Source organism: Leucobacter sp. OLIS6, from assembly GCF_002752355.1.
Lineage (GTDB): Bacteria > Actinomycetota > Actinomycetes > Actinomycetales > Microbacteriaceae > Leucobacter.
Window position 1 is genome coordinate 347927 of record NZ_MRAV01000008.1, and the last position, 11633, is coordinate 359559.

The 11633-nt window shown below is 71.1% G+C and carries 9 protein-coding genes; 7 read left to right on the forward strand and 2 right to left on the reverse strand.

Annotation, left to right across the window (positions count from 1 at the left end; all coding sequences use genetic code 11):
* Positions 1-35: 35 nt before the first annotated feature.
* Positions 36-1340: a 23S rRNA (adenine(2503)-C(2))-methyltransferase RlmN gene (gene rlmN, locus BMH31_RS04890; RefSeq protein ID WP_099724197.1), complete on the forward strand. Its 1305-nt coding sequence runs from the start codon at positions 36-38 to the stop codon at positions 1338-1340.
* Positions 1341-1373: 33 nt separating this feature from the next.
* Here rlmN and BMH31_RS04895 read toward each other — a convergent pair whose 3' ends face one another.
* Positions 1374-2426, reverse strand: coding sequence for an aminotransferase class V-fold PLP-dependent enzyme (locus tag BMH31_RS04895; RefSeq protein ID WP_099724196.1), 1053 nt, complete (start codon positions 2424-2426; stop codon positions 1374-1376).
* An 82-nt stretch (positions 2427-2508) separates the two neighbouring features.
* Between BMH31_RS04895 and BMH31_RS04900 the strand changes: the two genes are divergently transcribed.
* The 5 genes from BMH31_RS04900 to BMH31_RS04920 are packed head-to-tail and all read left to right on the forward strand — an operon-like array spanning position 2509 to position 8073.
* Positions 2509-3459: a LysR family transcriptional regulator gene (locus tag BMH31_RS04900; protein ID WP_099724195.1), complete on the forward strand. Its 951-nt coding sequence runs from the start codon at positions 2509-2511 to the stop codon at positions 3457-3459.
* Positions 3456-4778 carry an MFS transporter gene (locus tag BMH31_RS04905; protein ID WP_241898136.1) on the forward strand — a complete coding sequence of 441 codons (1323 nt, stop codon included), beginning with the start codon at positions 3456-3458 and terminating at the stop codon, positions 4776-4778. The genes BMH31_RS04900 and BMH31_RS04905 overlap by 4 nt, the downstream gene beginning before the upstream one ends.
* Positions 4779-4789: 11 nt before the next feature.
* Positions 4790-6316 (forward strand): glutamate--tRNA ligase, encoded by a 1527-nt coding sequence (gene gltX / locus BMH31_RS04910; RefSeq protein WP_099724194.1) that lies wholly within the window; start codon positions 4790-4792, stop codon positions 6314-6316.
* A 7-nt stretch (positions 6317-6323) separates the two neighbouring features.
* On the forward strand, positions 6324-7325 hold the full coding sequence (locus BMH31_RS04915) for an NAD(P)/FAD-dependent oxidoreductase (RefSeq protein ID WP_099724193.1): 1002 nt from the start codon (positions 6324-6326) through the stop codon (positions 7323-7325).
* Positions 7318-8073 carry a queuosine precursor transporter gene (locus BMH31_RS04920; RefSeq protein WP_099724192.1) on the forward strand — a complete coding sequence of 252 codons (756 nt, stop codon included), beginning with the start codon at positions 7318-7320 and terminating at the stop codon, positions 8071-8073. The genes BMH31_RS04915 and BMH31_RS04920 overlap by 8 nt, the downstream gene beginning before the upstream one ends.
* Positions 8074-8080: 7 nt before the next feature.
* Here the strand turns inward: BMH31_RS04920 and tgt are convergent, their stop codons facing one another.
* Positions 8081-9406 carry a tRNA guanosine(34) transglycosylase Tgt gene (gene tgt, locus BMH31_RS04925; protein WP_099724191.1) on the reverse strand — a complete coding sequence of 442 codons (1326 nt, stop codon included), beginning with the start codon at positions 9404-9406 and terminating at the stop codon, positions 8081-8083.
* A 161-nt stretch (positions 9407-9567) separates the two neighbouring features.
* Between tgt and BMH31_RS04930 the strand changes: the two genes are divergently transcribed.
* Positions 9568-11262: a ParB-like protein gene (locus BMH31_RS04930; protein ID WP_199068314.1), complete on the forward strand. Its 1695-nt coding sequence runs from the start codon at positions 9568-9570 to the stop codon at positions 11260-11262.
* Positions 11263-11633 lie beyond the last annotated feature (371 nt).

Genomic DNA, 11633 nt, shown 5'->3' on the forward strand with positions numbered 1-11633 from the left:
AACACCGGGCCCGGAGGATGCGACAATAGACGGCGATGGATCCCAACAAGCTGAACCACGACGCCGACGCGCCCCGCCTGATCAAGACGCGGCCCCGTGCCGACGGCGATGCGGCGCGCCCGCAGACGCGTCCGCGCACCGAGGGCTGGACGCAGCTGACCGGGCCCGACGGTCGCCCGACGCTGCAGTTCGCCTCGCCTCGCGTGAAGCAGCCCGACACCCACCTGGCCGACATGACGCTCGCCGAGCGCGAGGCCAAGATCGCCCTGATGGGCCTGCCGAAGTTCCGTGCGAAGCAGGTCTCGAAGCACTACTTCGAGCACCGCACCACCGATCCCGAGCAGATGACCGACCTGCCGAAGGACCGCCGCGAGGAGATCGCGGCGGCGTTCTTCCCGCCGCTCCTCACCGAGGTGAAGCGCCTCGTCACCGACGACGGCGACACCATCAAGTTCCTCTGGCGCCTGTTCGACGGTGCGCTCGTCGAATCCGTACTCATGCGCTACCCGGGCCGCATCACGCTCTGCGTCTCGAGCCAGTGCGGCTGCGGCATGAACTGCCCGTTCTGCGCCACGGGCCAGGCCGGCCTGACCCGCAACATGTCGACGGCCGAGATCCTCGACCAGATCGTGCAGGCGAACCGCGTGATCGCCGAGGGCGGCCTCGGCCGCAGGCGCGAGGCGGGCAACGGTGCGGAGCCCGAGCGCGTGAACAACATCGTGTTCATGGGCATGGGGGAACCCCTGGCCAACTACAAGCGGGTCATGAACGCGGTGCGCCGCATGGTCGCGCCGTCGCCCGAGGGACTCGGCATGAGCGCGCGCGGCATCACGGTCTCGACCGTGGGCCTCGCGCCCGCCATCAAGAAGCTCGCCGACGAGGACATCCCGGTGACCTTCGCGCTGTCGCTGCACGCGCCCGACGACCAGCTGCGCGACGAGCTGATCCCCGTCAACAGCCGGTGGAAGGTCGACGAGGTGCTCGACGCCGCGCGCGGCTACTACGAGAAGACCGGTCGGCGCGTCTCGATCGAGTACGCGCTCATCAAGGATATGAACGACCATGCCTGGCGCGCCGAGCTGCTGGCGCAGAAGCTCAACGAGCGCGGCCGCGGCTGGGTGCACGTCAACCCGATCCCGCTGAACCCGACCCCGGGCTCGGTGTGGACCTCGTCCACCCGCGAGGTCACGCGCGAGTTCGTCGACCGGCTCAACGCGGCCGGGATCCCGACGACCCTGCGCGATACCCGCGGCAAGGAGATCGACGGGGCCTGCGGCCAGCTGGTCGCCACCGAGCAGGACAAGGCGGACGCCGCGGCGTTCGCCGACGCCGCGAGCTGAGGTCCACCCGGAGGCGCTGACCGCGTAGCTCGCTCAGCGCCCGAGCGCGCTCGCGAGCAGTTCGACATCCGCCTCGGTGTTCCAGAGGTGGAACGCGACGCGAGCGTTCCCGGCGCGGCCCGAGGCGACGATGCCGGCCGCGGTGAGCGCGGCGAGGTCGGATCCCTCGGGGTCCGCCCAGGTCACGATCGCGGATTCGCATTCCGGCAGACCGAGCACGCTGCGGGCACGATCGGCGAGTCCGACTGCGTGGGCCTGCGCGATCCCGGGCTCCAGCTCGGCGAAGAAGCGCAGTGCGGCCTCGGCGCCCGCGATCGCCTGCCACGCGGGGGAGAGATCGAAGCGCCCGGCTCCCGCGGCGAGCGGGGTGTGCCCGGCGTAGCAGGAAGCCCAGACATCGTCGGCGGAGCACCAGCCGGCGGCGATCGGGGTGAGCGCGTCGTCGAGTCCGGCCCGCACGGTGAGGAAGCTGACGCCGCGCGGCGCGCAGAGCCACTTGTACGCGTGGCAGACGGTGAAGTCGAAGCCGGCGGCGCCGACCGGGAGCCAGCCGAGGGACTGCGTCAAGTCGACGAGCGTGCGCGCGCCGACCGCCTCCGCGGCCGCGCCGATGGCGGCGTGATCGGCGATCGCGCCCGTGGCGGACTGCACGAGCGAGAACGCGACGAGCGCGGTCTCGGGGCGGATCGCGTCGGCGAGGCGGTCGAGCGGCGCGTACCGCACTCGCACGCCGCGGGCGGAGAGCTGCTCGAAGGGGTGCGTGAGCGACGAGAAGTCGCCCGAGACGCACAGCACCTCGGCCCCGTCGGGCACGGAGGTCGCGACGACCGACACCAGCTGGGACACCTGACCGGCGACCGCGACACGGTCGGCGTCGACCCCGGCGATCCGGCCGAAGTGCTCGCGGCAGCGCTCGACGAGGCCGCCGATCGCGCGGGCATCGAGGCGACCCGCGGACCAGGCGTCGATGGTGTCGTGCACGGCGCGGGCGGTCTCGAGCGTCGGCAGTCCGCCGGTGCACGCGGAGAGGTATCCGCGCACCTCGGGGAAGGCGTCGGCGGGGATTCGGGCGGTCGTCGCGGTCATGCCGCCAGGCTAGGAGCCGCCGCTTCATAAGAAAAGAGAATGCTTCTTATCTTTTTGTTTCCGTTGGCTTATACTCTTGGGCATGACCACGCAGCGCACCGGCGACCCGCTCGGCTCCATCGACTCGACCGAACTCCGAATCCTGCACGCCCTCGCCACGACGGGTTCGCTCACGGCGGCGGCGGCGAGCCTCGGGCTCAGCCAGCCGGCGGTGAGCCAGCGCATCAAGCGGGTCGAGACCCGTCTCGCGGTTCCGCTCATCGAACGCCAGGGGCGCGGGATCCGGCTCACCCCCGCCGGTCAGATCCTCGCGGACCACGGCCGCACCGTGGTGGCCGAGATCGACGCGGCGCTCGCTGCGATCGACGACCTGCGCGGGGAGCGCGGCGGAACGCTGCGGCTCGTCGGTTTCCCCTCGGCCTCGGCGACCATCGTGCCCGCCGTCATGCGCCGACTCGCTGCCGAGGCCCCCGACGTCTCGCTGCAGTACCGCGAGGCCGAGCCGCCCGCCGCGGTCGCGATGCTGCGCGACGGCGAGGTCGACTGCGCCCTGATCTTCGACTACGCGGGCGCTGCGGAGCGCCCCGCCGGCAGCGTCTTCACGCCGTTCTGGCGCGAGGAGGTGAAGCTCGTCGTCTCGCAGGAGCGCGCGGGCGAGCAGCACGAGGCGCACCTCGGCGAGTACGCCGCGGAGCACTGGATCGCCGGCTGCGAGAAGTGCCGGGGTCACCTGCTCACCGCGGCGGCCGAGCACGGCTTCGAACCGGACATCATCCAGGAGACCGATAACGTCCCGGCGATGCTCGCCATGGCCGCGGCCGGCGGAGCCGTCGCGATGGTGCCCGATCTCGCCCTCGCGGCGGCGCGCACCCTGCCCGACGACGCGTGCGCGCTGCCCATCGTGCCCCCGCGCACCCGCACCATCGGGCTCGTGTCGATGGACACCGCCAACGAGAGCCCGCAGGTCCGCCTCGCGAAGCGCATGCTCGGCGGCGTCGACGGATCCTGCTGGGGGCTGGAGTCCGTCGCGTGAGCGGCGGGACGCAGCAGACTTCGAGCGCGGCACCGGACGCTGGCGCGATCCTGGACCCGGGCGCGGTCGCACGGATCCAGCGGCGCACCCTCTGGGTGCTGGCCGCCGGCACCGTGCTCGGCGGTCTCGGCGTCGGCGCGGCGCTGTCCGTCGGCGCCCTGCTGCTCGCGCAGGTGAGCGGCAACGACGCCATCTCGGGACTCGCATCCGCGGTGTTCAACGCGGGTGCGGCGGCGGCGGGGATCCCGCTCGCCCGCGTCGCGATGCGGCATGGGCGCAGGCGTGCGCTCGTCACGGGCAGCATCGTCGCCATGTTCGGTGCGCTGGTCGCCATCTTCGGCGCGGTGATCTCGGTCTGGTGGGTGCTCGCCGCAGGCCTCGCCGCGCTCGGCGTCGCCAGCGCGGTGCAGCTGCTCTCGCGATTCGCCGCGGCCGACCTGGCGCGTCCCGAGAACCGGGCCCGCGATCTGTCGCTCGTCGTGTGGTCCATCACCGTCGGCGCGGTCGTTGGCCCGAACCTCATCGGTCCGGGCGCCGTGGTCGGATCCGCGCTCGGCATCGCGCCGCTCGCCGGGGTGTTCGTCTTCGCGTTCATCGCGCAGGTGCTCGCGGCGATCGTCAACGCGGTCGGGCTGCGCCCCGATCCTCTGCTCACCGCCCGAGCGCTGCCGCAGGCCGATCCGACCGGGCCGATCGGCGTCGACGGCGGGTCCGCCCGCGGCGACCGCGTCGCCCAGATCCTCACCATCGTGGTGATCGCCATCGCCCAGGCGGTCATGGTCGCGCTCATGGCGATGACTCCGCTGCACCTCATGCACCACGAGGGCACCCCTGAGATCGTCGGGATCACGCTGAGTCTGCACATCGCCGGCATGTACGCGCTGTCGCCCGTGTTCGGCCTGCTGGCCAGCCGCATCGGACGCATTCCGGTGGTGGCGACGGGCCTCGTGATCCTGCTCGGCTCCGCGGCGCTCGCCTACTTCGCCGGCGCTTCGCACGTGCTCGTGCAGATCGCGCTCGTGCTGCTGGGCCTCGGGTGGAGCGCCGTGACGGTCGCGGGCGCCGCGCTGCTCACCGAGCTCACCCCGCGGGCCGAACGGCCGCGCTGGCAGGGCCGATCCGACACCTTCATGAGCGCGTCGGGCGCCGTCGCCGGGGCGCTCTCGGGGCTCGTCTTCGCGGTCGGCGACTTCCCGTTCCTCGCGGTGGTCTCGGCGCTCATGCTGGCGATCGGCGCCATCGCGGCGGTCCCGCTGGCACTGCGATCCCGGGGCACGGCCGGCCCCGGTCGAGCCCCGCAACCCGGCGGCACCCGGTAGACTGAGCGACGATGTCTGAGACCCGTGAACCCCTGTTTTCCACTGCGACCGGCGCCGACGTCCGCGTCCGCTTCTGCCCGTCGCCCACCGGCACCCCGCACGTGGGCATGGTCCGCACTGCGCTGTTCAACTGGGCGTACGCCCGGCACACCGGCGGCACCTTCGTCTTCCGCATCGAAGACACCGACGCCGCTCGCGACAGCGAGGAGAGCTACGGCCAGATCATCGATTCCCTGCGCTGGCTCGGGCTCGACTGGGACGAGGGCATCGACGCCGGCGGACCCGACGGCCCCTACCGCCAGTCGCAGCGCGGCGAGATCTACCAGGGCGTCATCGCGCAGCTGGTCGAGGCCGGGCACCTCTACGAGAGCTTCTCGACGGCAGAGGAGATCGACGCGCGCAACGAGGCCGCCGGTCGGCCCAAGCAGCTCGGCTACGACAACTTCGATCGCGATCTGAGCGACGAGCAGCGGGCCGCGTTCCGCGCCGAGGGCCGCCAGCCCGCGCTGCGCTTCCGGGTCCCCGAGGTCGATCTCTCGTTCACCGACCTGGTGCGCGGCGACATCACCTTCCCGGCGGGTTCCACCATCGACTTCGTCGTCGTGCGCCCCAACGGCGCCCCGCTCTACACGCTCGTCAACCCGGTCGACGACGCGCTCATGGGCATCACCCACGTGCTGCGCGGTGAAGACCTCCTGTCGTCGACGCCGCGCCAGATCGCGCTCTACCACGCGCTCGTCGAGATCGGCGTCGCGAAGGCGATCCCGCGCTTCGGCCACCTGCCCTACGTCATGGGCGAGGGCAACAAGAAGCTGTCGAAGCGCGATCCCGAGTCGAACCTGCTGCACCACCGCGACCGCGGATTCATCCCCGAGGGCCTGCTCAACTACCTGTCGCTGCTCGGCTGGTCGCTGGCGCCCGACCGCGATGTCTTCTCGCGCGACGAGATGGTGGCGGCGTTCGACGTCGAGAACGTCAACCCGAACCCCGCCCGCTTCGACCAGAAGAAGGCCGACTCGATCAACGCCGACCACATCCGCCTGCTCTCCGAGGACGACTTCGGCCAGCGGATCCTGCCCTACCTCATCGCGGGCGGGGCGCTGCCGGTCGAGCCGAGCCCGGCGCAGCTCGAGATCGTACGCGCGGCGGTGCCGCTCGTGCAGAGCCGCGTCACGGTGCTGTCCGAGGTCACCGGGCTCATGGGTTTCCTCTTCACCACCAGCGATGCGCTCGTCTACGAGGAGGACGCGCTCAAGTCGCTCAAGGACGATGCGCCGCAGGTGCTCTCGGCGGGCCTCGCCGCCCTCGAGGCGATCCCCGAGGCCGAGTGGGCGACCGAGCGGATCCAGACCGCGCTGCAGACCGCCCTCGTCGACGAGCTCGGTCTGAAGCCGCGCATCGCCTTCGGTGCGCTCCGCGTCGCCGCCTCCGGCCGCCGCATCTCGCCGCCGCTCTTCGAATCGTTCGAGCTGCTCGGCCGCGACGAGTCGCTGGCGCGGCTGCGCCGACTCGCCGACCGCCTCGCATCGGGGGAGTGACCCAGTCATGACCGCGCCGGATCGCACCGAGGGCGAGGCTCCGATCGGCGTCGCCGTCATCGGCGGCGGTCCGGCCGGTCTGTCGGCGGGCCTGCAGCTCGTGCGGGCCAACCGCAGGATCGCGATCCTCGACAGCAACCGGCCCCGGCACTCGGCGACCCTCGAGTCGCACGGCTTCCTCACGCGGGACGGCGCTCCGCCGCTCGAGCTTCGGCGGCTGGGGCGCGAGGAGTTCGAGCGCTACCCGACGGCCCGTTTCGCGCAGGTCATGACCCGCGAGGTGCAACCGCTCGCTCCGGATGAGGCCCGGGCGACCGGGTTCCCCGACGGGATCGGGTTCCGCGTGCGCGGCACCGGGGTTCGGGGCGCGTCGGACGTCGAGTTCCTCGCACGACGGGTGCTGATCGCGGCCGGGCTCACCGAAGATCTGCCGGCGCTCCCGCTGATCCGCGCCTACTACGGCACGGCGCTGCACAGCTGCGTCGAGTGCGACGGCTTCGAGAAGACCGACAAGCCGCTCGCGCTCATCGGCGAGACGAGCGACGTCTTCGCGCGGGCCCTGCTTATCAGCCGCTTCAGCTCCGACCTGATCGTCTTCACCAACGGTGCCGATACCGTGCGGCCCGAGCAGGAGGCGCAGCTCTCCGCCGTCGGGATCCGGGTCGAGCGCCGCGCGATCGACGACATCGTGGGCGAGAAGGCCGAGATGACCGGGGTCCGGCTCACCGACGGGACCGTGATCCCGCGTGTGGGCGGGTTCGTCCGCCCCCGCTGGCACGCGCCCGTCGAGTTCCTCGGCGAGCAGGCGATCGAGCGCGACGACTGGGGGCTGATCCGGGTCGACGAGCGCGGCGAGACCTCGATCCGCGGGGTGTACGCCGCGGGCGACATCGTGCCGCCGGGGCCCCAACAACTGATCATCGCCGCCGGGAACGGCGCGCAGGTGGCTGCGAAACTGAACATGGACCTCATTCGAGGCGCACTGGGCGTAGGGAAGATCGATGACTGAGACGGAGCAGCGGGTGGAGCAGCGGGCACCGGGATCCGAGGATTCCTCGCGGTATCTGACGCCGGGTGCGCGCGGTGCCGCGGTGGGTGCGCGCTACGCGACCATCTCGACGATCTTCGCGGGTATCCTGCTCATCTCGAACGTGGTCGCGGTGAAGCCCATCGCCTTCGGCGCGATCCCGTTCGGCGACTTCGCCCTACCGCTGGTCTTCGACGGCGGCGTGTTCCTGTTCCCGCTCGCCTACGTGCTGGGCGACGTGCTCGCCGAGGTCTACGGGCTCAAAGCCACGCGACGCACCATCTTCACGGCGTTCGCCCTCGCGGCGCTCGCCTCGCTGACGATCCTCGCGACGCAGGTCTCCCCGCCGGCCTCCGGTTGGGAGAACCAGACGGCGTTCGAGGCGGTGCTCGGCTTCGTGCCGCGCATCGTGCTGGCGAGCCTCACCGGTTTCCTCGCCGGGCAGTTGCTCAACGCCTGGGTCATGGACCTCATGCACCGGCGGTCGAAGGGGCGGTTCCTGCGCTCCCGGCTCATCGTCTCGACGCTCGTCGGCGAGTTCGCCGACACCCTGCTCTTCTGCACGATCGCCTTCGCCGGCATCATCACCGGGCTCGATTTCGTGATGTACGTGGTGCTCGGCTACCTGGTCAAGTGCCTCGCGGAGGTCGTGCTGCTGCCCGTCACCACCCGGGTTATCCGCTGGGTGCGCCGCGCGGAGGATCGCGCGGCGGCACGTCCGGCGGAATAGCCGCCGCTCAGTTCCAGGCCGCGGCGGCGGTGCGGGCGAACTCCGGCCCGTAGAGACGGCCGAGCGTCTCGTCGCGCAGTTCGGCGAAGTCGCCGTCGATGATGCTCTGCCGGATCCGCTCCACCATGCGCACGATGTAGCGCTCGTTGTGGATCGTGGCGAGCGTCGAGGCCAGCATCTCCTTCGCCTTGAAGAGGTGGTGGAGGTACGCGGCCGTGTAGTTCTCGCACGTGTAGCAGTCGCACTCGGGATCCAGCGGCTCGAAGCGGCGGCGCTGCGCCGCGGCTTTCGCGTTGATCCGGCCCGAGCTCGAGTACATGGTGCCGCCGCGCGCCTGCCGGGAGGGGGCGACGCAGTCGAAGGTGTCTGCGCCGGCCGCGATTCCGGCGAAGAGATCGTCGGGCTCCGAGATGCCGAGCAGGTGCCGCGGCTTGTCCTCGGGCAGCTCGTCGGAGACCCAGCTGACGATGGTGCCGAGCTGCGACTTCTCGAGCGCGCCGCCGATGCCGTAGCCGTCGAAGCGCTGCCCGGTCGCCTCCGCGCCGGTCAGGCGGGCCAGCCCGCCGGCGGCCTGGCGGCGCAGATCCTCGTACTGCGCGCCCTGCACCACGCCGAAGAGCGCCTGGTAGGGCCGGTGGGCGCGATCGGCGGTCTGCCGCGCGTGCTCGTCGAGGCAGCGCACCGCCCAGCGCTCGGTGCGGGCGACCGAATCCTCCTGGTAGGGGCGCGTATTCAGCAGCGTCGTGCACTCGTCGAAGGCGAAGATGATGTCGGCGCCGAGCTGGTGCTGGATCCGCATGCTCACCTCGGGAGTGAAACGGTGGGTATCGCCATTGATGAACGACTTGAAGGTGACGCCGTCCTCGTCGACGTGCGCGAGCCGATCCTTGGTCTCGGCGATGACCTCGGCGCTGGCGTGCTCGGCTTCGGCCATCGAGATGACCTTGCGGAAGCCGACGCCGAGCGACATCACTTGGAACCCGCCGGAGTCGGTGAAGGTCGGTCCGTCCCAGTTCATGAACCGGCCGAGCCCGCCGGCCTCGTCGACGAGGTCGCTGCCCGGCTGGAGGAACAGGTGGTAGGCGTTGGCGAGCACGGCCTGTCCGCCGAGCTCGCTCACGGTCGCGGGCAGGAGCGCCTTGACGGTGGCCTTGGTGCCGACCGGGATGAACGCCGGGGTCTGGATCTCGCCGTGCGGGGTGCTGATGGTGCCGGCACGGCCGAGCGGCCGACCGTCGGACCCCGAGGCTCCGCCGGTCTCGAGCCGATGGTCGACGGTGAAGCCGAAGTCGGCGGGGGAGGGCGGGGGAGTCTGCGCGGGGCGTTCGTTCACCCGACCATCTAAGCACCGGTCCGCCGCAGGAAGCTTCGGCGTCTCCTCTGAGCCGGATCGACCCCGCGCGTTCACCTCCGCGTCATCCCGGGGTCATGCTCGCTCGCCATGATCGAGGAGTTGCAGTGCGCTGTGCTGCGCGACGACCCGGAAGGAACCCCGTGCCCCGTACTCTCCCGCAACGATCGCGGACGCTGATGGCCGCGCTGCTGCTCGGAACGCTCGGACTGGGAGCGGTCGCGACGCTGACCGTTCCCCCGCAGCCGGCGCAGGCCGCCGACTACACGGGGGCGCAGGCCGGCGACCTGGTCGACGTGCGCATCGGCGACGTGCGGCCGACCCAACCGGCGCTCGGCTACGACGAGGTCTTCTACAAGCTCGGTCGTTACACAGTGGGCAAGGACGCCATCAACAAGAAGTTCGGCGACTGGTGCGAGGCGAACGGCCAGGGCGACGTGGCCGGCGCGAAGCCGGGTGCGCGACTCGACGATCCGACGAGCTTCACCTGCACGGTGGCGCTGGGCGCCGAGACCGCCGATACGATCGCACCGATGAAGACCGTGGTGGTGGGCCCGGGCGGCTCGCTCTACCTCACCGACGGCCACCACACGCTCACCTCCTTCGCCGAGACGCCGGACGGCGGGCTCGACCTGCACGTGCGGCTCCGAGTGCTGGGCAACCTGAGCTCGCTGAACGAGCAGCAGTTCTGGGCGAAGATGATCGAGAACAAGTGGACGTGGCTGCGCGGCCCCGAGGGCGACGCGGTGACTCCCGAGCAGCTTCCGAAGAACGTCGGACTCGCGAACTTCCGCAACGACAACTACCGCAGCGTGCTCTACTTCGGGCGCGACATCGGGTACGCCTCCGGTTCGCTGCCGTTCCAGGAGTTCTACTGGGGCTCCTGGGTGCGCGACGCGAAGCCCGTCGATCTCTCCGGGTGGGATCGGGGCGACTTCACCAGCTACCTGGCGACGGTGCGCGCGCTGACCACGGCTCAGACCGGACTGGCTGACGGCGCGATCGTCGACAGCGGCTTCACCGCGGCGCAGTTGGGCAAGCTGGGGCAGTGGAACGACGGCAAGGCCGAGGGCAAGGGCGAGTGGAGCAAGCTGGCGAAGCCCTACTCGGACGCCAAGCCGGGCAAGATCGCGTATGCGCTCGAGTACCGCGCGGCGAATCTGCCGGTGGCACCTGCTGCGCCGACCGTGACCGCCGCGGCGGGCGAGGCGGTCGTGAGCTGGAACGTTCCGGCCTCCGGCGATCGCCCGGTGACCGGGTACACCGTCCGGCTGGATCCGGTGCGGCCCGCGGTCGCGGACTCGGTCGCCGCGGATGCCTCCGCACCGATCGTGGCCGAGGTCGCGGCACCCGCGACGAGCCACCGCTTCACCGATGTGCCCGCGGGGGAGTACACCGCCACCGTGACCGCGCACAACCTGGTGGGGGACTCTCCGCTCTCGCCCGCATCGGACGCGGTCTCGGTGCCGGCGAAGCCGGACACCGGGGCGAGCGCCGACGCCGATTCCGGATCTTCCGCGGGCGCCGATGCGAGCGGTACCGCCGATGGGACCTCCTCAGGGTCCGCGAACGCTGGTGGGTCGAACGCTGGCGGCTCGGCTGACGGCTCGAACGCGTCGGATTCGACTCAGGCGTCCGGCTCGGCGAACGGTTCGCACAGCGGCGCGAACGCACAGTCGGCGAACGGCACGAGCGCCGGAACGGCGAAGCCCGGCGGTTCGCTTCCCGTCACGGGCGCCGCGGACGGCACCGGGCTGGCGGTCGCGGGTGCTTTCGGGATCGCGTTCCTCGGCGGCCTGGTGCTGCTGATCTCGGCGCGAAGCCGTCGGGCGGGGTGACCTCAATCGCTGGACGTGCGCGCCGAGGGCCCGGGAATCCGCGAGATTCCGGGGCCCTCGGCGTTCGGGCCGTGGGGGACGAGCGGCAGGATCGGTCATGTGACACGCCCGGGATCCTGCGCCATGTTGCGGGGCCCCCGGCATCCGCGTAATGTAATCCCTTGTCAGCGCGACGGAGCCGGACGCAGAAGCGGCCGGTTCCTTTTCATGCGCAGCGAGCATAGGAAACTGTGCGAAGCAAGACAGGTTGTCTTTCGGAAAGCTTTGGCGAGTACGGGGGGCGTCTGGTCCTTGAGAACTCAATAGTGTGCACTTGATTGTCAAATGCCAATTTATTATCCCGTCCATCTGCGCCCTTTGGGGTGTGGGTG

Excerpts from the sequence above, each read along its gene's own strand:
- gltX (WP_099724194.1), top strand. The coding sequence starts at position 4,790 with ATGTCTGAGACCCGTGAACCCCTGTTTTCCACTGCGACCGGCGCCGAC.
- BMH31_RS04915 (WP_099724193.1), top strand. The coding sequence starts at position 6,324 with ATGACCGCGCCGGATCGCACCGAGGGCGAGGCTCCGATCGGCGTCGCC.
- rlmN (WP_099724197.1), top strand. The coding sequence starts at position 36 with ATGGATCCCAACAAGCTGAACCACGACGCCGACGCGCCCCGCCTGATC.
- BMH31_RS04900 (WP_099724195.1), top strand. The coding sequence starts at position 2,509 with ATGACCACGCAGCGCACCGGCGACCCGCTCGGCTCCATCGACTCGACC.
- BMH31_RS04895 (WP_099724196.1), bottom strand. The coding sequence starts at position 2,426 with ATGACCGCGACGACCGCCCGAATCCCCGCCGACGCCTTCCCCGAGGTG.
- BMH31_RS04920 (WP_099724192.1), top strand. The coding sequence starts at position 7,318 with ATGACTGAGACGGAGCAGCGGGTGGAGCAGCGGGCACCGGGATCCGAG.